Genomic DNA, 22,869 nt, shown 5'->3' on the forward strand with positions numbered 1-22,869 from the left:
TTAAATTCCGTCGCGTTCCAGTGGGCAGCTCATGCAGCGTGCGCCGCCGCGACCGCGTCCCAGCTCGTCGCCCGGGATCGGCAGCACGGTGATGCCCGCCTTGTCGTACTTCTCGTTGGTCCAGACGTTGCGCTCGTAGCCGATCACCACGCCCGGGCGGATGGTCAGGACGTTGTTAGCGTCGTTCCACTGCTCGCGTTCGGCTTCAAAGGCATCGCCGCCGGTGGTGATCAGACGTACCTGGTTAATGCCGAGCGCTTTCTCGATGGCGTGCAGCAGGTCGGTTTCCTGGGTGCGCAGCAGGCCGCCGCGGCCGTCCGGGGTGAGCGTCCAGCACTGGGCGTCTTTGCGCACCACTTCCGGGTAGACGGAGAAGGTATCCACGTCGATGTGGGTCATGACGGTGTCGAGGTGCATGCAGGAGCGGTGTTTTGGCAGCTCAACGGCAATCACGCGCTCGGCCTGGCGGTGTTTAAACAGGCTGTTAGCGAGGAACTCCACGCCCTGCGGGGTGGTGCGTTCGGACATGCCGATCAATACCGCCCCGCGACCAATGACTAATACGTCGCCGCCTTCTAAAGTGGCGTGGTCGTAATTAATATTCTCGTCGCCGAAATACTTAATAAACTCGCCGTCGGCAAATGCGGGATGCCAGCGATATATTGCCCGCAGGTTATTCGTTTCACGCTGGCGGGCGGGTTTCGCCATCGGATTAATGGAGACGCCGTTATATATCCAGCAGGAGGTATCGCGGGTAAATAAGTGGTTCGGCAGCGGCTTCATAATAAAATCATTCGCCGTGTGGGTATCGACCACCATATTTTTAATGGCCGCCGGAATTTCACCGTAGGTTAATCCGCCGCTTAACCTGCGCGCCAGTTCGCGGTGCGGCATATCCGCCAGCCAGCCGCGTACGTCGGCGGCGAAGGTTGGCCCCAGGCGATAGTCGGAGATTTGTGTTTCAAGAAGCCAGGCTTTTGCTTCCGAAATATCAAGCGTTTGCGTAAGAAGGTCGGTCAACAGGAGGACTTCCACACCCTGCTCGCGCAGCGTGTTTGCGAAGATATCATGCTCTTCACCCGCCCGTTCAACCGACAGCACGTCATCAAATAACAGCTCCTGACAGTTTGATGGCGTTAAGCGTTTCAGACTTAAATTTGGGCGGTGCAGCATAACGCTACGCAATTGACCAATTTCAGAACCGACGTAATGCTTTTCCATAATTATTCCTTTAACTGTTTTTCAGAATAAAAAGGGCATGCGCCATGTCATGTATTTAATTTCATGGCGGCTAAGCTCAATAGATTTCGTGAGTTATAGTAGGCGCTTAAATAATGGTTATTGTGACATTGCTCACGCGAAAACCGATATTGATGAGTTTGTTTTCAATTGCATGATTCGTATCAGATAATGATTAATTTCATATTATTACGGGATGAATAGCTAAGCAGGAACGGGTGGCAATATTTGAGTTTGTTATTATTTTGTAGAATTACACGTTTTGAAATATTTAGTTATATGGTTGATTTTAATGGATAAAATGTTGATTCGGGAATAGCTATGCAATAATGACAGTTAACTATTTTTCACTTAAGATAAATCAATAAATAATTATGGATTTTTAAAGGAAATAACCAAAGTGATAAAGTGTGATATGCCAACAGGTTTTGTGAGTTACGTTTTAAATTCAGTGAGTTAGACCCTATGTGCAAAGTGCATGAAATGAGGTTATGCATAACCACTGCATAAATGCCTGTGTGCAATTAACAGTGGATTAACACATTTCCCGATAAACATGCGCTGACGCAAATCTTGTCAAAAAAGGGCTGGTATGGAAGAAGCATTTCTCGTATAAAACATGAAAATGAAACAATGTTTTAATCTGAGGGTTGTATCATGATTATTGGCAATATTCATCATCTCCAGTCCTGGCTGCCAGAAGAGCTGCGTCAGGCCATTGAGCACGTTAAGGCCCACGTCACCGACGCGACGCCGACCGGCAAGCACGACATCAACGGCAACAGCCTGTTTTATCTGGTTTCGGAGGACATGACCCAGCCGTTCGCCGAGCGTCGTGCTGAATACCATGCACGCTATCTGGATATTCAGATTGTGCTGAAGGGTCAGGAAGGGATGACCTTCAGTACCCTGCCGCACGGTACGCCGGACACCGACTGGCTGGCGGACAAAGACATCGCGTTCCTGCCGGAAGGCGAGCAGGAGAAAACCGTGGTGCTGAGCGAAGGGGATTTTGTGGTGTTCTGGCCGGGCGAAGTGCATAAGCCGCTGTGCGCGGCGGGAGCGCCTGCTAAGGTCAGGAAAGTGGTTGTTAAAATGCTGGTGGAGTAATTTTCCCTCACCCTAACCCTCTCCCACGGGGAGAGGGAACTTTTACACCCTCTCCCCGTGGGAGAGGGCCGGGGTGAGGGCACCAGACCGCACCCACGCATAATGTGATCCAGCTTAAATTTCCCGCACTCCCTCTCCATCTCTCATTTACCTGCGCTTTTCCTGCGTCATAGTATGATCGTTAATTTAACGAACACTGTTCTACAATGTAGAACAAAATGATTCAATAAGGAGATCTCATGCCGCAGTCCGCGTTGTTTACGGGAATCATTCCCCCTGTCTCCACCATTTTTACCGCCGATGGCCAGTTCGATAAGCAGGGCACCGCCGCGCTGATCGACGATCTCATCAAAGCAGGCGTCGACGGCCTGTTTTTCCTGGGCAGCGGCGGCGAGTTCTCCCAGCTCGGCGCCGAAGAGCGTAAAACCATTGCCCAATTTGCGATCGATCATGTCGATCGTCGCGTACCGGTCCTGATCGGCACCGGCGGCACCAACGCCCGGGAAACCATTGCGCTGAGCCAGCACGCGCAGCAGGCAGGGGCGGACGGCATCGTGGTGATCAACCCTTACTACTGGAAAGTGTCGGAAGCGAACCTGATCCGCTATTTCGAACAGGTGGCGGACAGCGTTACGCTGCCGGTAATGCTCTATAACTTCCCGGCGCTGACCGGGCAGGATCTGACCCCGGCGCTGGTGAAAACCCTGGCCGATTCGCGCAGCAACATCGTCGGCATCAAAGACACCATCGACTCCGTTGCCCACCTGCGCAGCATGATCCACACCGTCAAAGCCGCCCATCCGCACTTCACCGTGCTGTGCGGCTACGACGATCATCTCTTTAATACCCTGCTGCTCGGCGGCGACGGGGCGATCTCGGCCAGCGGCAACTTTGCCCCGCAGGTGTCGGTGAATCTTCTGAAAGCCTGGCGGGATAAAGACGTGGCGAAAGCGGCTGAGTATCATCAGACCCTGCTGCAAATTCCGCAGATGTATCAGCTGGATACGCCGTTTGTGAACGTGATTAAAGAGGCGATTGTGCTCTGCGGTCGTCCGATTTCTACGCACGTCCTGCCGCCAGCCTCGCCGCTGGACGAGCCGCGCAAGGCGCAGCTGAAAACCCTGTTACAACAGCTCAAGCTCTGCTGAGCCGGACGATAACCATGACCATCGAGAAGATTTTCACCCCGCAGGACGAGGCGTTTTATGCCGTCATCACCCACGCGGCGGGGCCGCAGGGCGCGCTGCCGCTGACCCCGCAGATGCTGATGGAATCCCCCAGCGGCAACCTGTTCGGCATGACGCAGAACGCCGGGATGGGCTGGGATGCCAACAAGCTGACCGGCAAAGAGGTGCTGATCATCGGCACCCAGGGCGGCATCCGCGCCGGGGATGGACGCCCGGTTGCGCTGGGCTACCACACCGGCCACTGGGAGATCGGCATGCAGATGCAGGCGGCGGCGAAGGAGATCACCCGCAACGGCGGGATCCCGTTTGCGGCCTTCGTCAGCGATCCGTGCGACGGGCGCTCTCAGGGCACGCACGGCATGTTCGACTCCCTGCCGTACCGCAACGACGCGGCGATCGTGTTTCGCCGCCTGATCCGTTCCCTCCCGACGCGCCGGGCGGTGATTGGCGTGGCAACCTGCGATAAAGGGCTGCCCGCCACCATGATTGCCCTGGCCTCGATGCACGACCTGCCGACCATTCTGGTGCCGGGCGGGGCGACGCTGCCGCCGACCGTGGGGGAAGATGCGGGCAAAGTGCAGACCATCGGCGCGCGCTTTGCCAACCACGAACTCTCCCTGCAGGAGGCCGCCGAGCTGGGCTGTCGCGCCTGCGCCTCGCCGGGCGGCGGGTGTCAGTTCCTCGGCACGGCGGGCACCTCGCAGGTGGTGGCGGAAGCGCTGGGTCTGGCGCTGCCGCACTCCGCGCTGGCCCCGTCCGGGCAGGCGGTGTGGCTGGAAATTGCCCGCCAGTCGGCGCGTGCGGTGAGCGAGCTGGATAACCGGGGCATCACCACGCGCGACATCCTCACCGATAAAGCCATCGAAAACGCCATGGTGATCCACGCGGCGTTCGGCGGCTCCACCAATTTACTGCTGCACATCCCGGCCATCGCCCACGCGGCGGGCTGCACGATCCCAGACGTAGAGCACTGGACGCGCGTCAACCGTAAGGTGCCGCGCCTGGTCAGCGTGCTGCCCAACGGCCCGGACTATCACCCGACCGTGCGCGCGTTCCTGGCAGGCGGCGTGCCGGAGGTGATGCTTCACCTGCGCGATCTTGGCCTTCTGCATCTGGACGCCATGACCGTGACCGGCCAGACGGTGGGCGAAAACCTCGACTGGTGGCAGGCCTCCGAGCGCCGTGAGCGCTTCCGCCAGTGCCTGCGCGAGCAGGACGGCGTGGATCCGGATGACGTGATCCTGCCGCCGGAGAAGGCAAAAGCGAAAGGGCTGACCTCAACGGTTTGCTTCCCGACGGGCAACATCGCGCCGGAAGGATCGGTGATCAAGGCCACGGCGATCGACCCGTCGGTGGTGGGTGAAGATGGCGTTTACCGCCACACCGGCCGGGTGCGGGTGTTTGTCTCGGAGGCGCAGGCGATTAAGGCCATCAAGCGGGAAGAGATTAAGCAGGGCGATATCATGGTGGTGATCGGCGGTGGACCGTCCGGCACCGGCATGGAAGAGACCTACCAGCTCACCTCCGCGCTGAAGCACATCTCGTGGGGCAAGACGGTGTCGCTCATCACCGATGCGCGCTTCTCGGGCGTGTCGACGGGCGCCTGCTTCGGCCACGTGTCGCCGGAGGCGCTAGCGGGCGGGCCGATTGGCAAGCTGCGCGATAACGACATCATCGAGATAGCCGTCGACCGACTGACATTAACGGGCAGCGTGAACTTTATCGGCACCGCGGACAACCCGCTGACGCCGGAGGAGGGGGCACGCGAGCTGGCAATGCGGCAGACGCACCCGGACCTGCACGCCCACGACTTTTTGCCGGACGATACCCGGCTGTGGGCGGCATTGCAGTCCGTGAGCGGCGGCACCTGGAAAGGCTGTATTTATGACACCGATAAAATTATCGAGGTAATTAACGCCGGTAAAAAAGCGCTCGGCATTTAATTATTTTCTAAGATAAAACCGTCTGCGGGAAATATTCCGCGGACGGTTTTCGCATGTCTGTAATTTGCTAATTTAAACAATAAGTTGTGATATATCGTTGGCGTCACAAAAGCAAAATAACGTAATCCGGAAATAAGATATGACCATTGCTGGTTAATTGAACAGCTCATTACACTCCATTAACACGATGTTGTAATTCAGCACACTACATAAGGGTGTAATTCTGATGACGCAATTAACCATGAAAGACAAAATTGGCTACGGGCTGGGTGACACCGCCTGCGGCTTCGTCTGGCAGGCCACGATGTTCCTGCTGGCCTATTTCTACACCGACGTGTTCGGTCTCTCCGCGGGCATAATGGGGACGCTGTTTTTAGTCTCCCGCGTGCTCGACGCCGTGACCGACCCGCTGATGGGGCTGCTGGTAGACCGCACCCGCACGCGGCACGGCCAGTTCCGCCCGTTCCTGCTGTGGGGCGCCATCCCGTTTGGCATCGTATGCATGCTGACCTTCTACACGCCGGACTTCTCCGCGCAGGGCAAAATCATCTACGCCTGCGCGACCTACATTCTCCTGACCCTGGTTTACACCTTCGTTAACGTCCCGTACTGCGCCATGCCGGGGGTGATCACCGCCGACCCGAAAGAGCGCCACGCCCTTCAGTCCTGGCGTTTCTTCCTCGCCGCCGCGGGGTCGCTCGCCATCAGCGGCATTGCCCTGCCGCTGGTGAGCATCATCGGCAAGGGGAATGAGCAGGTGGGCTATTTCGGCGCCATGTGCGTGCTGGGACTGACCGGCGTGGTGCTGCTCTACGTCTGCTTCTTTACCACCAAAGAGCGTTACACCTTTGAGGTTCAGCCGGGCTCGTCAGTGGCGAAAGACCTTAAGCTGCTGCTGGGCAACGGACAATGGCGGATCATGTGCGCGTTCAAGATGATGGCGACCTGCTCCAACGTGGTGCGCGGCGGGGCGACGCTCTACTTCGTGAAATACGTGATGGATCACCCGGAGATGGCGACGCAGTTTTTACTCTACGGCAGCCTCGCCACCATGTTCGGCTCGCTCTGCTCGTCTCGTCTGCTGGGCCGCTTCGACCGCGTCACCGCCTTTAAGTGGATCATCGTCGCTTACTCTCTGATTAGCCTGCTGATCTTCTTCACGCCGGCGGAGCATATTGCCCTGATTTTCGCCCTCAACATCCTCTTCCTGTTCGTCTTTAACACCACCACGCCGCTACAGTGGCTGATGGCCTCTGACGTGGTGGATTACGAAGAAAGCCGCAGCGGACGTCGCCTCGACGGGCTGGTGTTCTCTACCTACCTGTTCAGCCTGAAGATTGGCCTGGCGATTGGCGGGGCGGTGGTGGGCTGGATCCTGGCCTGGGTGAACTACTCCGCCAGCAGCAGCGTGCAGCCGGTAGAGGTGCTGACCACCATCAAAATTCTGTTCTGCGTGGTGCCGGTGGTGCTCTACGCGGGCATGTTCATCATGCTGTCGTTCTATAAGCTCACCGATGCCCGCGTGGAGGCCATCAGCCAGCAGCTGATCAAGCACCGCGCGGCGCAGGGCGAGGCCGTTCCCGACGCTGCGACAGCCGCATCCCATTAACCGGAGGCACTATGGAAATCACTAACCCTATTCTGACCGGCTTCAACCCGGACCCGTCCCTGTGCCGTCAGGGCGAGGACTACTACATCGCCACCTCGACCTTCGAGTGGTTCCCCGGCGTGCGCATCTACCACTCCCGCGACCTGAAAAACTGGTCGCTGGTCAGCACCCCGCTGGACCGCGTGTCGATGCTGGACATGAAGGGCAACCCGGACTCCGGCGGCATCTGGGCGCCGTGCCTGAGCTACGCCGACGGCAAATTCTGGCTGCTCTACACCGACGTGAAGATTGTCGACTCGCCGTGGAAAAACGGCCGTAACTTCCTTGTCACTGCGCCCTCCATTGAGGGACCGTGGAGCGAGCCGATCCCGATGGGCAACGGCGGGTTTGACCCGTCCCTGTTCCACGACGACAATGGCCGCAAATATTACCTCTACCGCCCGTGGGGGCCGCGCCACCACAGCAACCCGCACAACACCATCGTGATGCAGGAGTTTGATCCGCAGACCGGGACGCTCTCGCCCGAGCGCAAAACCCTGTTTACCGGCACGCCGCTCTGCTACACCGAAGGGGCGCACCTTTATCGGCACGCGGGATGGTACTACCTGATGGTGGCCGAAGGGGGCACCAGCTACGAGCACGCCGTCGTGGTACTGCGTTCCAAAAATATCGACGGGCCGTACGAGCTGCACCCGGACGTAACGATGATGACCAGCTGGCACCTGCCGGAGAACCCGCTGCAAAAGAGCGGCCACGGCTCGCTGCTGCAGACCCACACCGGGGAATGGTATATGGCCTACCTCACCAGCCGCCCGCTCCGCCTGCCCGGCGTGCCGCTGCTGGCCACCAGCGGGCGCGGCTACTGTCCGCTGGGCCGCGAGACCGGTATCGCCCGCATTGAATGGCGCGACGGCTGGCCGTACGTGGAAGGCGGCAAGCACGCGCAACTGACCGTGAAAGGCCCGCAGGTGGCGGAGCAGCCCGCAGCCGTTCAGGGCAGCTGGCGGGACGATTTCGACGCCAGTTCGCTCGACCCGGAGCTGCAGACCCTGCGCATCCCATTCGACGACACCCTCGGCTCGCTCACTGCGCGGCCGGGCTACTTACGGCTCTACGGCAACGACTCGCTCAACTCCACCTTTACCCAGTCGACCGTGGCGCGCCGCTGGCAGCACTTCGCCTTCCGCTCAGAAACGCGGATGCAGTTCTCGCCGGTCCACTTCCAGCAGAGCGCGGGGCTGACCTGCTACTACAACAGCAAAAACTGGAGCTACTGCTTTGTGGACTACGAGGAGGGGCAGGGCAGAACCATCAAGGTGATCCAGCTCGACCACAACGTGCCGTCATGGCCGCTGCACGAGCAGCCGATTCCGGTGCCGGAGAGTGCGGAGAGCGTCTGGCTGCGCGTGGACGTGGATAAGCTGGTCTACCGCTACAGCTACTCGTTCGACGGCGAGACGTGGCACGCCGTGCCGGTCACGTATGAGGCGTGGAAGCTATCGGACGACTACATTGGCGGGCGCGGCTTCTTCACCGGCGCGTTTGTGGGGCTGCACTGCGAGGACATCAGCGGAGACGGCTGCCACGCGGACTTCGACTACTTCACCTACGAGCCGGTTTAACGGCTCAGGCCGGGTAGCCCAGCGCGCGTGAGAGCTGGAGCCCGGCCTGCTGAAGCTGCTCGCGGAAATCAGCCAGCTCTGCGTCGTCCACGCGGGAGGTCAGCGTCGACAGGCTCAGGGCGGCAATCACGCGGGATTCGTGGTTCCACACCGGCACCGCCACGCAGCGCACGCCCTGCTCGTTCTCTTCGCTATCCAGGGCGTAACCTTGCTCGCGGGTCTGCGCCAGGGCGCTTATTAAGGCTTCACGAGAGGCGAGGGTGGAAGGGGTATAGGTGGTGTACTGATAGCCCTCCAGCAGGGCGTTCAGCTCGGCCTCGCCCAGCCAGGCAATCAACACCTTGCCGATGGCGGTGGCGTGAACCGGCAGGCGGCGGCCAATGCGCGAATAGGCGATGGCGGCCAGCTTGCCTTCAATCTTCTCGATATAAACCCCTTCACGCCCGTCCAGGATCCCCAGATGGGTAGTCTGCCCGGTCCGCCGGGACAGCTCCGTCAGCCAGCCTTTCGCCTTCTGGCGAATATCGATGGAGCCCACGACAAAATGCCCGCGCTCGACCAGCTTCATGCCGAGGCGATATTTGCCGTTCTCCGGGTTCTGATCGATATAGCCGTGAAGCTGGAGTGTTTTCAGCAGCGAGTGGAGGGTACTCTTGCTCAGCCCCATCAGTTTGCTGATGTCGGTGATCTTAAGCTCGGTGGCCTGCTCGTTGAACAGGTCGAGGATCTGCAACGCACGTTCAACAGACTGAATAATCGGCATAATGCTGGCATGTCCACGCTGGAATGAAGGCGAAAACGTACCTTTTTCGGGGTGAAAAATCAATGAAATGGAGCCGGTGTTCTCCCTCTCCCCGTGGGAGAGGGCCGGGGTGAGGGCATCAGGCCGCAGCGCCATCCGGCAACAAAGGCGGCTACATTATTGTTAGCGGGGGACATCAATTATTATCCCGAGCGGCGACAGACTGGATTTTCCAGACCCCATCTTCTTTAACCATGCAATCAATGACTGTGTGCTGGGTCTTTTTGCCAAACGTGATATTCACGTTTACACAGACCGGGTCTGAATCATACGAATCAATAGCCACATTCTCAGCCCAGTCCTCGCCGATATATTGCGATTTCATAAAAAAATCAGCCTCGTAAAATTCAGCGTCGGCATAACGGGGATCGTCTGCATGACGTAATTTTTTCATGGTACTGGCCGTAACGAACTCATCGATTTCATTTCCCTGTTGGATGGGATAACGATCGTTGTTCACTTGTTTGACGTACCAGCGATTGAATTCAAGGGCGCGCTGCATCGGTATCTGAAAATCTTCGGCCCCCAATGCGGCTGTGCTGAATAACACAAGAAAAATGAGTTTATTCATTTTAATAATGCCTGTATAAGGTTATTGCTGGCTGGAGTTGGCGATAGGTTTGCCCCTTCGATTTTAAGCCCTCCGGCTCGAATGGTGGCGGCGATTGCTCGAGCGCAATCGTGTCCAGTATGGGTTAGTGCGTGGCTACGGGCGTATGACACAGCTTCATGCTTATTCCATGACATGAATAATCCTTATTAACGAAATGCAGCAATAAGGAAATATTACGCCGCTAATATACGGTGTTTTGTAATTGATAATGATCTGATATTAACCATTATCTACTCAGTAAATAATGGTCAATAAAAATATAAATATCTATTATGGTTAATGCCTATCTGAGAAAGTGTCAGTAAAATGAATTTTTCTGCCCGACGATAACGCTGTTGTCGTTTTTAGTGTTTTCTCCCTCTCCCCGTGGGAGAGGGCCGGGGTGAGGGCACCAGACCGCAGAGGAGTCAATCACTCCCAAGCGTCGCCACCATCACCGCCTTAATCGTATGCATCCGGTTTTCCGCCTGGTCGAACACGATGCTTGCCGCCGACTCGAACACCTCGTCCGTCACCTCCATCCCGCCGTGCAGATCGAACTCCTTCGCCATCTGCTTCCCAAGCGTGGTCTGGTCGTCATGGAACGCCGGCAGACAGTGCAGGAACTTCACGTTCGGGTTGCCGGTGAGCGCCATCATCTGCGCGTTCACCTGATACCCGCGCAGCAGCGCAATACGCTCCGCCCACTTCTCTTTGGCTTCGCCCATCGACACCCAGACGTCGGTATAGATAAAGTCCGCGCCCTTCACGCCCGCCGCCACGTCTTCCGTCAGGGTGATTTTCCCGCCGTGCTTTTCCGCCAGCGCGCTGCACTCCGCCACCAGGCTCTCTTCCGGCCAGCAGGCCTTCGGCGCCACCAGACGCAGATCCAGTCCGGTCAGCGCCGCCGCTTCCAGCATCGAGTTGCCCATGTTGTTGCGCGCGTCGCCCGCGTAGACCAGCGTCATCTCGTTAAACGCCTTGCCCGGCAGGTGCTCCTGCATGGTCAGCAGGTCCGCCAGCAGCTGCGTCGGGTGGAACTCGTTGGTCAGCCCGTTCCACACCGGCACGCCCGCATACTGCGCCAGCGTTTCGACCACTTCCTGGCCGTGGCCGCGATACTGAATGCCGTCATACATCCGCCCCAGCACGCGCGCGGTGTCCTTAATTGACTCTTTATGTCCAATCTGGCTGCCGCTCGGCCCTAAATACGTGACGCGCGCGCCCTGGTCAAATGCGGCAACTTCGAAAGAGCATCGTGTACGGGTTGAGTCTTTTTCGAAGATGAGCGCGATGTTTTTACCGGTAAGCTTTTGTACTTCCTTGCCATTTTTTTTATCGGCTTTGAGCTGTGCGGCAAGGGTCAGCAGTGAAGTGAACTGTGCAGGGGTAAAGTCGAGCAATTTCAGAAAGTGTTTCTTGTACAGATCAGACATTTTATCCTCACATGGCGAACGCCACTTATTGAATTAAAATTCACTTTATATGTGTAATTATTCATTTGCAACCCCGTTTCACAAATCTTTCCAACAAAGGTGGAGGCAAACCCGTCCGTGTGTGAAAATAGAAGTATCTGCCGCACTTTAAAGAGGATTGAGCCATGGCAAACCCGGAATTACTGGAAGAGCAACGCGAAGAGACGCGTCTGATTATTGAAGAGCTGCTGGAAGACGGTAGCGATCCGGACGCGCTGTACACCATCGAGCACCATTTCTCTGCGGATGATTTCGACGCGCTGGAAAAAATGGCCGTGGAAGCCTTCAAGCTGGGTTACGAAGTGACCGAGCCGGAAGAGCTGGAAGTGGAAGAGGGCGACACCGTCATCTGCTGCGACATCCTGAGCGAAGGCGCGCTGAAGGCGGAGCTGATCGACGCGCAGGTAGAACAGCTGATGAACCTGGCCGAGAAGTTTGACGTGGAATACGACGGCTGGGGAACCTACTTCGAAGATCCGAACGGTGAAGACGGCGAAGAAGGCGACGACGAAGATTACGTCGACGAAGACGACGACGGCGTGCGTCACTAAGCGTTTCAGGCGGTGGCGCGCGCCACCGCTTTTTCAAGGCAGAACCATGGATTACCCGCAGATACTCGCCCCCGTACTCAACTTCCTCCAGTGCCCGACCCCGCAAGCATGGATTGATAAAGCCCGCGACCCGGCGAACCTGCCGCTGCTGCTCACCGACCACATGGTGTGCGAGCTCAAGGCCGCCCAGACCGCGCTGTTACTCGTGCGTAAATACGTCGCCGACGAAAGCGGTGCCGACGCGCTGCTCGACTGGCTCAAACCCTACGAACAGTTCACCTTCCGCGACGGCCCGGAGCCGGACTTCATCGCCCTGCACAGGCAGATTGGCAAAAGCGTGATGCCCAAAACCGACGACCCGTGGGGCCAGGCGCTCATCGACAGCATGGTGCTGCTGATTAAAGAGGAGTTGCACCACTTCTGGCAGGTGCGCGAGGCGATGCTGGCCCGCGACATTCCGTACGTCAAAATCACCGCCAGCCGCTACGCCAAAGGGATGCTGAAAGAAGTGCGCACCCACGAACCGCTGACGCTGATCGACAAGCTTATCTGCGGCGCCTACATCGAGGCCCGCTCCTGCGAACGCTTCGCCGCGCTGGCCCCGTTCCTCGACGACGACCTGCAGAAGTTCTATCTCTCGCTGCTGCGCTCGGAAGCACGCCATTATCAGGACTACCTGACGCTAGCCCAGCAGGTGAGCGACGACGATATCTCACCGCGCATACAGCTTTTTGGCGAAATTGAAGCCACACTTATCTCGACACCGGACAACGAGTTTCGCTTCCACAGCGGCGTGCCGGTGTAAACCGGCATAACTCAAGGATAAGGATGCGAGATGAATAAAACGTGGACCCGTATTGTGATTGTCGTCATTGCGGCTGCCGCCGTGGCGTTCTGGGTGTTTTTCGACAGGCAGCGCGCCCCGGAACGGCAGATGGATAACGCCCTTAACGCGATGCCCGCCTGGCAGGTGATTAAGGAGCAGGAGCCCGCGCTGCATCAGCGCATCCTCGACCAGATGGCCGCCCTGCAAAAAGCGGGCGAGCCGGAGCAGCAGATTATCGACACCATCCAGCCGCAGATCCTGCATCTGCAGATGTCGCGCCTGCAAAACGCCCCGGACGCCAACGTGGTGAACTACATGACCATCAACATGGAGCAGACTGCCGCCATCCAGAAGGTGAGCGACGACGCCTGCTTCCGCTTCCTCTACCCGATGGTGAAGGGCGGCGTGAACCCGATGCGCATGCTGGATAAAGACCTGATGGCGCGGCGCATGCAGGCCGACGCCGACATGATGCGCGCGGCCTACGGCAAAAACCGCCACACCGTGACCCCGGCCGAACGCGAGGCGGCTGTCGAAGATGTCCGGCCGATTATGAAGGCACTTGCCGATAAGTACGGCGAGGACATCCAGCTGCTGCAGATGCCGGAGAAGGCGGCGGGCAAAGAGAAGCTCTCCTGCGATATGGTGCAGGAGATGTGGGCCAAGGTGCTGGCGCTGCCGGAGCAGAAGGCGGCGAGGGTGATTCGGCTTGCGGTGTCTGAGCTGGAATGACGGTAGCGCTGGTTTTTTGGGCACTTAGCGCGGGTTTAGCGCGTCGTCGCTTGCATGGCGGCGCGCGACAGGTATAATCCACAACGTTTCCGCATCCCCTTCAGTGCCGAAGTGGCGAAATCGGTAGACGCAGTTGATTCAAAATCAACCGTAGAAATACGTGCCGGTTCGAGTCCGGCCTTCGGCACCATCGGAACATCAATAGACGTCAATGGACGTCTTTTTTTGTGCCTGAAATCCAGTATCCGCAAGGCTTTCCTCGCTTTTTCACTCAACCTAAGTCAACCTGATTCAATCTACATCAACTTACTGATGCGGGTACAACTGCGGGTATATTCCGGTTCGATAATGTTTGTACCCACACAGAACCCTTGAAAGGATACTCATCATGGCTCTGAGTGATGTGAAAGTTCGTTCGGCTAAGCCTGAAGCAAAAGCCTATAAACTTACTGACGGCGACGGCATGGTTTTGCTGGTTCACCCTAACGGCTCCAAATACTGGCGGTTGCGTTATCGCTTTGGTGGTAAAGAGAAGATGCTGGCGCTGGGAAAATACCCCGAAGTTTCGCTGGCGGATGCCAGGGCTCGTCGGGATGAAGCCCGTAAGCTGTTAGCTAATGGTGTAGATCCCAGTGAGAACAAGAAAGCCGTGAAGGTAGAGCTGGAGCAAGAGGCTATAACGTTTGAAGTTGTTGCCAGAGACTGGCACGCCAGCAATCAGAAATGGTCTGCATCGCACAGTGCTCGTGTATTGAAAAGCCTGGAAGATAATCTCTTTACTGCTATCGGTAAGCGGAACATTGCGGAACTGAAGACTCGGGATCTTCTTGTACCCATCAAAGCTGTGGAATCATCCGGGCGACTCGAAGTCGCCGCCCGTTTACAGCAGCGTACTACCGCAATTATGCGCTTTGCCGTTCAGAGCGGCTTAATCGATTACAACCCCGCTCAAGAGATTGCCGGTGCGGTTGCTACGGCAAAAAGACAGCATCGTGCTGCCTTGGAACTTAATCGTATTCCTGAATTGCTTCATCGAATCGATCACTATTCCGGCAGGCCATTAACCCGACTGGCCGTCGAACTCACGTTGTTGGTTTTCATTCGTTCAAGCGAGCTGCGCTTTGCCCGCTGGTCAGAAGTGGATTTTGAAACGGCCATGTGGACGATTCCGGGAGAGCGTGAGCCGCTGGAAGGTGTTAAACATTCTCAGCGAGGTTCGAAGATGCGGACGCCCCATCTTGTTCCCTTATCGCGTCAGGCCTTAGCTATTCTGGAAAAGATCAAAAGCATGAATGGGAATCGAGAGCTGATTTTCGTAGGCGATCACGATCCCCGTAAGCCGATGAGTGAGAATACGGTGAACAAGTCTCTTCGAGTGATGGGCTACGACACAAAAACGGAAGTTTGTGGGCATGGTTTCAGGACTATGGCATGTAGCTCATTGATTGAGTCGGGTCTATGGTCGAGGGATGCCGTAGAGCGGCAGATGAGCCATCAGGAGCGTAGCTCTGTTCGGGCAGCTTACATCCATAAGGCGGAGCATCTGGGGGAGAGGAGGTTGATGTTGCAGTGGTGGGCGGATTATCTGGATGCAAACCGGGAGAAGGGGATGAGTCCGTTTGATTTTGGGAAAGTAGAGTCTACGCGGTAGTAACGGCTGTCTTTAGGATAAATTTCCGCTGAGGATTAAGTACTCTGAGCGAAGCCTGCCCCCTTGCGGTGGCAGGCATAGGGATTAAGTTTTCTATTTTTTTGATACAACCTAGGTAACGCATTGGAACTACTTGATAAAATTTTCTTCGGTTAGAATGAGTGCATCATCCTCTACGGGTACTGTATTTTTTAGGAATAACAATGGCTGTTAATCAGGCGAAAATTTTTGAACATCTCGAACAACTGGTTGAAAACCCTGAGCAAGACGAATTTATCTACGGCTTTTTAACTGCTTTTGAGTTCCCTAAATCTACCCTGAGTCAGATTCGGCAAGGTGGGGCGCGTAATGTTGCGAAAGAGCCAGGGCACGTTGCATTAAAGAATAAACTCTACTACCAGCCAGTGGCAGATACAGATGATCTCGAATCTGCTTTTGAGCAACGTATTGCAGATGTGGCTGTTACAAAAAATAAGATCCGCTTTGTTCTTGCTACAAATTTTGTTCGCTTTTTAGCCTGGGACACACTGACGAAGGAGCGTCTCGATATTGAGTTTGAAGAATTACCACGCAACTACGGTTTTTTCTTACCGCTGGTCGGGCTGGAGAAGGCCATTCTCAATAGCGAAAATCCGGCAGATGTGAAAGCCGCTGAGAAGATGGGAAAATTGTTTGATCTTATCAAGGCGCGTAATGATTTAAGCAAAGCAGAAGATATCCACGCGCTTAATGTCTTCCTCACTCGTTTGTTGTTTTGCTTTTTTGCCGAAGATACTGGCATCTTTGAAAAAGGTCAGTTTACTTCCGCAGTTAAGAGTTACACATCTGAGGATGGCAGTGATTTAGATCAGTTCTTAATGAACCTCTTTTCTGTGATGAATAGCAAACTTGATAGTCCATTACGGCGGTCACTTCCTATTCACTTCACTACATTCCCCTATGTTAATGGCGGTTTATTTGCCAGCGATGAACGAGTTCCGGAATTAGGTCTGAAAGGTCGTCGTCTCTTACTTGAATGTAGTGCAATGGACTGGAGTGCGATTAATCCTGATATTTTTGGGAGTATGTTTCAGGCTGTGATAGATGTTGGACAGCGTAGCCGTTTAGGCCAGCATTACACCTCCTACAGCAACATAATGAAGGTAATACAACCACTGTTCATTGAACCACTGCGTAGCGAGTTGGAAAAGCAGCGCACAAGTACCAATGGTCTTAATCGATTGCTGGTCCGTTTGGGGGAAATTAAGATTTTCGATCCTGCATGTGGTTCAGGTAATTTTCTGATTGTTGCTTATAAAGAATTGCGTCTACTGGAAATGGATGTTATCCGGGCTCTATTGCAGAATGATCCGCAATCGTTCTTTATGAGCAGGATTCATCTTGACCAATTTTATGGTATTGAGATCGATGACTTTGCCTGTGAGATAGCCCGTCTTTCTCTATGGCTTGCAGAACATCAATTAAATAAACAGTGGGAAGAGCATATTGGTTCAGCACCACCAGCGTTGCCGTTGCGATCATCAGGTAAAATTTGGAGCGGTAACAGCCTGCAAAAAGATTGGCAGGCAGTATGTCCAAAAGGGGCTGATGATGAAGTTTATGTGATTGGCAACCCGCCGTTTTTAGGGACGTTAGGTCGCTCTGATGAACAGCGTGTTGATATGCAGGCTGTATTTAGCGGTTTTAAGTCATTAGGTGGTTTGGATTTTGTTGCCTGTTGGTTTTGGAAGGGCGCGCAATATATCCAGAATAGCCGTGCTGAGCTGGCACTGGTGGCTACAAATTCGTTGTGTCAGGGAGAGCAAGTAGCAACACTATGGCCTTCTGTATTCAAGCTGGGTCTGTGCATTCATTTTGCTTACCCAACCTTTGCATGGGCAAATAATGCTCGTGATAAAGCAGCGGTGCATGTGGTTATTGTTGGTCTATCAGGACGAAGCAAAACGCGTCAACTTTTCCAGCAAGTGGACGGGCAGTGGCACAGCAAACTGGTGAGCAACATTAGCCCTTATCTGATTGAAGGCAGCAACATAGCCGTGTCGGCGAAAACAAAACCGATGGTAAAGAATGTCCCCCAGCTATTGTTTGGAAATAAACCTACCGATGGTGGTCATTTGCTAATGGATCGTCGTGAACGTGATATGTTGCTAAAACTGGAGCCTCAAGCTGCCCCTTGGATTAAAAGAGTTATGGGAGCGGATGAATTTCTCAATGGTAAAGAGCGCTGGTGTTTATGGTTGGCAGATATTACCAATAAAGAGCTTCAGTCTATGCCGCTCGTCTTAAATCGAGTACAAAAAGTAGCGGAAGCACGGCGTAAAAGCCCAGACAAAGGCGCTCAGAAAATGGCTGAGCGCCCTCATCAATTTAGAGATTTAAATAACCCAAATGATTATATTCTGATACCTAGTGTTTCATCAGAGCGACGAACCTATGTTCCTATTGGCTTTTATGATGCCAGCGTAATTTCAACTAATCTGAATTACATTCTCCCGAATGGCACTTTGTACGAGTTTGCTATCCTGACCTCACTAATGCACAACGACTGGATGCGACTGGTAGCAGGTCGTCTTGAAAGTCGCTACCGCTATTCAGCAACAGTCGTTTATAACTCTTTCCCTTGGCCTAGCGTGACTAATGAACAGCGTAATTCGCTAATTGCATTGGCAAAAACAGTATTACTGACGCGGGAAAACTACCCTGAAAATACTCTAGCTGAGTTGTATGATCCGTTAAAGATGCCCGCAGACCTTTTGGAAGCCCATCAAACTTTGGATAAGGCTGTAGATCGTCTTTACCGTGACAAACCATTCAGGGACTCCACTGAGCGTTTGAGCTGCCTGTTAGAACGCTATGAAGCGCTGACTAAAGCATAAGGTTTTGCTCTGCCAGTCAGAGCCAACAGAGGATTGCATTGTGGAAAATATTTTACAGGTTAAGTACGGGCAGACTGGGCAAAGTGCGCGTCTTAACGATTTTGGTATGCGGGAAATGCAGGCTCGAGCCTTTGAGCAGCGCAACAGCCCTTATCTACTTATCAAAGCTCCACCAGCATCTGGTAAATCAAGAGCATTAATGTTCCTTGCCCTGGATAAACTCGTCAATCAGGGGATACGCAAAGCCATTGTCGCGGTCCCTGAAATGTCTATTGGAGGTTCTTTTAAAGATACTGAACTTACGAAGCACGGTTTCTTTGCTGACTGGAAAGTAAAACCTGAAAATAATCTGTGCATTGGCGGTGGAGAGGCTGGAAAGGTTGAAGCCTTTAAACGATTTATGGCGAGTCCTGACGACATACTGGTCTGTACTCATGCCACCCTACGTTTTGCTTTCGATAAGCTGAACGTTGAATCGTTTAATGACTGCCTAGTTGCAATTGATGAGTTCCATCATGTCTCAGCGGATGAAAACAACCGTTTGGGCAATTTGATTGATGCCCTGATGAAAGGTTCTAATGCACATATTGTTGCAATGACAGGTTCTTACTTCCGAGGGGATACCGTACCCATTCTGCAACCCGAAGATGAAGCTCAGTTCACGAAAGTGACCTATACCTACTACGAACAGCTCAATGGATATCAGTATTTAAAATCTTTAGGCATTGGCTACCATTTTTATCAGGGGCCATACATCAAGGCACTACCTTCAGTGCTGGATGCCAGTAAGAAAACCATCATCCATATTCCCAATGTTAATTCCGGCGAATCAACGAAAGATAAACATGCCGAGGTTGATGCCATCCTGGATGCGTTGGGTGAGGTGCAACTGCAAGAGCCAGATACCGGAATCTATCGAGTGAAACGCAAAAGCGATGGCAAATTGTTGCGCGTAGCGAATCTGGTAGATGATAACCCGGCGGAAAGACCGAAAGTACAGGCGTATCTGCGGAATATCCACTCTGCTGAGGATATGGATATCATTATTGCGTTAGGTATGGCGAAAGAGGGGTTTGACTGGCCTTTCTGTGAACATGTACTGACCATTGGTTATCGTAGCTCGATGACGGAGATTGTGCAAATAATTGGGCGTGCGACACGGGATTGTGAAGGCAAAACTCACGCACAATTTACCAACCTTATTGCTCAGCCTGATGCTCAAGATGATGACGTTAAAGTATCAGTAAACAACATGCTTAAAGCCATCACCACCTCGTTGTTGATGGAGCAAATCATGGCTCCAAATATTCAATTTAAACCACGATCTCAATGGACTGGTGAACCGTTACCTGCCAATACGGTTCTGGTTGATGATCATGCATTACCGGTATCAGACAAGGTTCTAACAATCCTTAACGGCGGTAAAAACGAGATCCTGGCGGCGCTAATGGCGAATGAGCAGGTGGTTAAAGAGGCTATTACCGAGTCAACACCGCCTGAGATAATTACTCAGGTAGTGTTACCATCGGTGATACAAACGCTTCACCCTGACCTGACGGAATACGAACTAGAACAGGTTCGCAGCGGTATTTTGCAGAGTCTTTTTGTAGGCCAATGTGGTGGGTTAGTTGATGAAGCCGATTTACCGATGGATGCTATTATCGATAACACCCCAGGTCAGCGTACCGGCAATTCGAACGACTCATTAAATATCAACAATCAGTTCATAAAAATGGGTGATAAATTCATCAATATTGAGAATTTGAATATCGACCTGATTGATGTGGTGAATCCTTTTCACGGTGCTTACGAGATTTTATCAAAATCTGTCACCGCGACGATGCTAAAAACTATTCAGGAAGCAGTCAGAGCGAATCAGGCGCAGGTATCTGAGGAAGAAGCTGTGATGCTCTGGCCAAGAATTAAAGCGTTTGCCAGTGAGCATAATAGGGAGCCATCGCTGAATGCTAGTGACGCAATAGAGGTTCGTTATGCAGAGGCGTTAGCTTACATCCGAAAAATGAAACAACAGCGTACTGTGCGACAGGAACCGTAACTTATGCTCAGACTTTCACCTCTTCGAGCTCGTCAAAAAGTGACAATTGATGATATTTTTTCTGAACCAGACGCTCTTGGTTTACTCGTAGTTGAACCACTAAAAATATATTCCCCTACAGGTAATCTGCCTGTAAGCAGATTAGAAGAGATTAATGCATTTTATGTGGTTCATGGGCGTCCACCTCTACCCGATTCGGAGGAATTTAAGGAAACGTTGCTAGCACAGCGTTTGAGGGCTCTCAAGGATAACAAGCAATATCGCGAGATGTTGCAGCCATTTGATATTCATGGCTTACTAGCAGGTGAAAATAACGAGAATACTCTTGAATCATCTGTATCATTCTCAGTTCCTCCCGTCGAGGTTGATAGATCGGAGTTGGTCACCTCTTTGGACGATATCTTTGCTGATGACGATGATGGATTGCTCTCATTTGCTGAGCCCGATATTTTCACGTTAAAACATGTTCCGGTTGAAAAGAAAACACAGCCGGACGAAATTGCCAAACGACAGCCGTGCCCTGATTTTTATCGATTTACTCCACTGTTTGAGACAGTCCAAAATGGTCTGAAAACGGGGGCGTTTTCATTTGTTCGCTTCCGCCATGAGTTAAAAATTCATGAAGGTGATTTTTTTATTCTCAATGGGGTTATGGGCTATGTAGATAAAGTTGGTGAGCGATTGGAGGAATATGGACCTTGGAATGCCCGTTTGCATTTGGTGTTTGAAAACGGAACTGAGATGAATATGCTTTTCCTCTCGCTTACGCATGGTCTGGTACGAGATACAGAAGGTCGTAAAGTTGTTTTGAATGGACAGTCAATACGTCCTGATGAAGCTCCGGTTCCGACAGGATATGTCTATGTCCTCGCCACGCATAGCGACCAGCCAGCTCTTCAACGTTTTAAACCTGATTTGTATAAAATTGGCTTTACTGAAGGAACTATCGAAGAGCGCATCAAACACGCTGGAAAAGATAAAACATTCCTTGAAGCACCCGTTCGTATAGTCATGACTACACAATGCTTCAATATCAACACTCACAAATTTGAAACGCTTATTCACGGTTTTTTAGGTAAGCAACGGCTCAATATCACATTACGGGGTTTAGATGGACAAACTTATCATCCCCGCGAATGGTTTCATGCGCCTTTAGCGACTGTGCTCTCTGTGATCAAGTACATTCTTGACGGTACAATTTCGCAATATCGAATGGACAATACGACAGGGAAGATTGTGGCGAAGAGAGATACTGGTCATTCATGATGTGGACTGTCACTATAACCGTATACATTTCCTGTCCTCACGACGTGGCCTGTTCAAAGGCATCTGGGCTGACGTCATCGAGATGACTGTGAGGCTGGGCCCATTTGTACAACACTTCAATATAATCGAAGATATCTGCCCGGGCCAGATCCCCCGCATGTCACAATAGCGAATACGTTTACGGATGATTCGAGGGCCCAGAAAGTTAAAGCCGTCATTAGCATGGGTGATTATGGTCTTATCCATGTACAGCCTGAGTTTCAGGCTGTATTCGAGTACGCTACGACCATCCTCCCTGATGGTCTCCGTCTATGATTTAGTACCTTTAACGATGATGATGAAAGCATCGGAATAGCGGCAATACGCCACCGCGGCTTAACATTCTCAACTAACCCTCCCTGGTTAACTTGTCTGGACTCAAGCATGTTGAGGAGATCGCCCGTCATAATCTTTATCCTTACTTGCTGCAAGTTGGCAGGGAGCAGCAGTTCGAACTGTGAAAAAAACTGCTGTCCCGATATTCAGCTTGAGTACAGAACGAAGCATTCCAGTCATTCCACCCTACATCATTCATTCAGCTCAGGTGTACTGCGTAAATTAAGCCGTGTTGGATCAACGCCACTCCCACCAACCTAGTTAACTTGTCAAAAACACCAAACCGGATAGATTTCTCTTCTTTTTTTTGTTAATTTAATCGTAAATAAATCAATGTTAATTTATTGTTCATGAATCAAAAAATCGGCTATCTGAGAACATTAGCGGGGAAATTTAATACGGAAAATCAGCGCGAAAACCTGGAATCCGTAGGCTGTAATTTGATCGTCGAAGATAAAGAAAACGAACCTCAGCCCATCAGTTTATGCCTGGATCTTCTTAAGCCCGGAGATGTGCTGATTGTAACCAGCCTTGAAATGTTGGGACGTAACCTTGTCGATGTACTTAAGGCCATAACTTCCATCACCGAGCGGGATGCATCCCTGATCAGTCTCAGTGAAAGCCTTGACTCATCTAGTGAATCAGGGGAACCGCTGGTCAGAATGTGCCATTTACTTATGGGGTGTCAGCAAGCCTTCGTTCGAGAAAAAAACCAGAAAGGACTTACGGCCAGCAGGGTAAGAGGCCGCCTTGGTGGGCGAAAAAAGAAATTGAGTCAGAAAGATATTATTCAAATCAAAGAATTATTAAGCCGCCCTGAAAGTAGTGTGAGTGATGTTGCAAAAAAGTACGGCGTTTCCAGAACGACGATCTACAAATATGTTGGGGTTATCGTTCCAGAACATGCGCTTTAGACCACATTTCATCGTGCATTTAAGAACTAATATTTATACTATC

General features: G+C 52.9%; 18 protein-coding genes, 1 tRNA gene and 1 pseudogene. 14 read left to right on the forward strand and 6 right to left on the reverse strand.

What is annotated here, in order from left to right:
- Positions 1 to 1,221 carry an arginine deiminase gene (gene arcA, locus BFV63_RS02520; RefSeq protein ID WP_003862920.1) on the reverse strand — a complete coding sequence of 407 codons (1,221 nt, stop codon included), beginning with the start codon at positions 1,219 to 1,221 and terminating at the stop codon, positions 1 to 3.
- A 675-nt stretch (positions 1,222 to 1,896) separates the two neighbouring features.
- Here arcA and BFV63_RS02525 point away from each other — a divergent pair.
- The 5 genes from BFV63_RS02525 (at position 1,897) to BFV63_RS02545 (ending at position 8,710) form a co-directional block, all read left to right on the forward strand.
- Positions 1,897 to 2,349, forward strand: coding sequence for a YhcH/YjgK/YiaL family protein (locus BFV63_RS02525; protein ID WP_003862921.1), 453 nt, complete (start codon positions 1,897 to 1,899; stop codon positions 2,347 to 2,349).
- Positions 2,350 to 2,588: 239 nt separating this feature from the next.
- Entirely contained in the window at positions 2,589 to 3,497 is a 909-nt protein-coding gene (yagE, locus tag BFV63_RS02530) for a 2-keto-3-deoxygluconate aldolase (RefSeq protein ID WP_048241479.1), read from the forward strand.
- Positions 3,498 to 3,511: 14 nt separating this feature from the next.
- The gene (gene yagF, locus BFV63_RS02535) at positions 3,512 to 5,479 is read left to right on the forward strand and encodes a xylonate dehydratase YagF (RefSeq protein ID WP_048241477.1); all 1,968 of its coding nucleotides are present in this window, start codon (positions 3,512 to 3,514) and stop codon (positions 5,477 to 5,479) included.
- Between the two features lie 226 nt (positions 5,480 to 5,705).
- Positions 5,706 to 7,088, forward strand: coding sequence for an MFS transporter (locus tag BFV63_RS02540; RefSeq protein WP_048241475.1), 1,383 nt, complete (start codon positions 5,706 to 5,708; stop codon positions 7,086 to 7,088).
- 11 nt (positions 7,089 to 7,099) lie between these two features.
- The gene (locus tag BFV63_RS02545; protein ID WP_048241473.1) at positions 7,100 to 8,710 is read left to right on the forward strand and encodes a glycoside hydrolase family 43 protein; all 1,611 of its coding nucleotides are present in this window, start codon (positions 7,100 to 7,102) and stop codon (positions 8,708 to 8,710) included.
- Between the two features lie 4 nt (positions 8,711 to 8,714).
- On the opposite strand, the gene xynR is transcribed toward BFV63_RS02545, so the two are convergent.
- From xynR to argL, 4 genes are all read right to left on the reverse strand, one after another.
- A complete protein-coding gene (xynR, locus tag BFV63_RS02550; protein ID WP_048241472.1) occupies positions 8,715 to 9,473 on the reverse strand; it encodes a DNA-binding transcriptional repressor XynR in 759 nt (252 codons plus the stop codon).
- Between the two features lie 175 nt (positions 9,474 to 9,648).
- The gene (locus tag BFV63_RS02555; RefSeq protein WP_048241470.1) at positions 9,649 to 10,083 is read right to left on the reverse strand and encodes a DUF3828 domain-containing protein; all 435 of its coding nucleotides are present in this window, start codon (positions 10,081 to 10,083) and stop codon (positions 9,649 to 9,651) included.
- A gap of 449 nt (positions 10,084 to 10,532) precedes the next feature.
- Positions 10,533 to 11,540: an ornithine carbamoyltransferase gene (gene argF / locus BFV63_RS02560; RefSeq protein ID WP_048241469.1), complete on the reverse strand. Its 1,008-nt coding sequence runs from the start codon at positions 11,538 to 11,540 to the stop codon at positions 10,533 to 10,535.
- Entirely contained in the window at positions 11,510 to 11,605 is a 96-nt protein-coding gene (gene argL, locus BFV63_RS23305; RefSeq protein WP_213014347.1) for a putative translational regulatory protein ArgL, read from the reverse strand. The genes argF and argL overlap by 31 nt, the downstream gene beginning before the upstream one ends.
- Positions 11,606 to 11,704: 99 nt before the next feature.
- Here argL and rraB point away from each other — a divergent pair, with 99 nt between their 5' ends.
- From rraB to BFV63_RS02600, 8 genes are all read left to right on the forward strand, one after another.
- Positions 11,705 to 12,130, forward strand: a complete 426-nt coding sequence (gene rraB, locus BFV63_RS02565; RefSeq protein ID WP_008501374.1) for a ribonuclease E inhibitor RraB — start codon at positions 11,705 to 11,707, stop codon at positions 12,128 to 12,130.
- A 46-nt stretch (positions 12,131 to 12,176) separates the two neighbouring features.
- Positions 12,177 to 12,935: a tRNA isopentenyl-2-thiomethyl-A-37 hydroxylase MiaE gene (miaE, locus tag BFV63_RS02570; RefSeq protein WP_023324078.1), complete on the forward strand. Its 759-nt coding sequence runs from the start codon at positions 12,177 to 12,179 to the stop codon at positions 12,933 to 12,935.
- Positions 12,936 to 12,965: 30 nt separating this feature from the next.
- Positions 12,966 to 13,688: a hypothetical protein gene (locus tag BFV63_RS02575; RefSeq protein ID WP_048241467.1), complete on the forward strand. Its 723-nt coding sequence runs from the start codon at positions 12,966 to 12,968 to the stop codon at positions 13,686 to 13,688.
- Positions 13,689 to 13,793: 105 nt separating this feature from the next.
- Positions 13,794 to 13,878, forward strand: a tRNA-Leu gene (locus BFV63_RS02580).
- A 198-nt stretch (positions 13,879 to 14,076) separates the two neighbouring features.
- On the forward strand, positions 14,077 to 15,339 hold the full coding sequence (locus tag BFV63_RS02585; RefSeq protein WP_069597430.1) for a tyrosine-type recombinase/integrase: 1,263 nt from the start codon (positions 14,077 to 14,079) through the stop codon (positions 15,337 to 15,339).
- A 203-nt stretch (positions 15,340 to 15,542) separates the two neighbouring features.
- Positions 15,543 to 18,215 (forward strand): DNA methyltransferase, encoded by a 2,673-nt coding sequence (locus BFV63_RS02590; protein ID WP_069597431.1) that lies wholly within the window; start codon positions 15,543 to 15,545, stop codon positions 18,213 to 18,215.
- 40 nt (positions 18,216 to 18,255) lie between these two features.
- Complete coding sequence (locus BFV63_RS02595) at positions 18,256 to 20,271, forward strand: DEAD/DEAH box helicase (protein ID WP_069597432.1); 2,016 nt, start codon at positions 18,256 to 18,258, stop codon at positions 20,269 to 20,271.
- A 3-nt stretch (positions 20,272 to 20,274) separates the two neighbouring features.
- A complete protein-coding gene (locus BFV63_RS02600) occupies positions 20,275 to 21,537 on the forward strand; it encodes a GIY-YIG nuclease family protein (protein ID WP_069597433.1) in 1,263 nt (420 codons plus the stop codon).
- 153 nt (positions 21,538 to 21,690) lie between these two features.
- Here the strand turns inward: BFV63_RS02600 and BFV63_RS23310 are convergent.
- Positions 21,691 to 21,909, reverse strand: a pseudogene (locus BFV63_RS23310) (group II intron reverse transcriptase/maturase); the annotation flags it as partial.
- A gap of 353 nt (positions 21,910 to 22,262) precedes the next feature.
- Between BFV63_RS23310 and BFV63_RS02605 the strand changes: the two are divergent.
- Positions 22,263 to 22,826 (forward strand): recombinase family protein, encoded by a 564-nt coding sequence (locus BFV63_RS02605; RefSeq protein ID WP_069597434.1) that lies wholly within the window; start codon positions 22,263 to 22,265, stop codon positions 22,824 to 22,826.
- The last annotated feature ends 43 nt before the right edge of the window (positions 22,827 to 22,869 follow it).

This window comes from Enterobacter hormaechei subsp. xiangfangensis (assembly GCF_001729785.1).
Classification (GTDB): Bacteria; Pseudomonadota; Gammaproteobacteria; order Enterobacterales; family Enterobacteriaceae; genus Enterobacter; species Enterobacter hormaechei_C.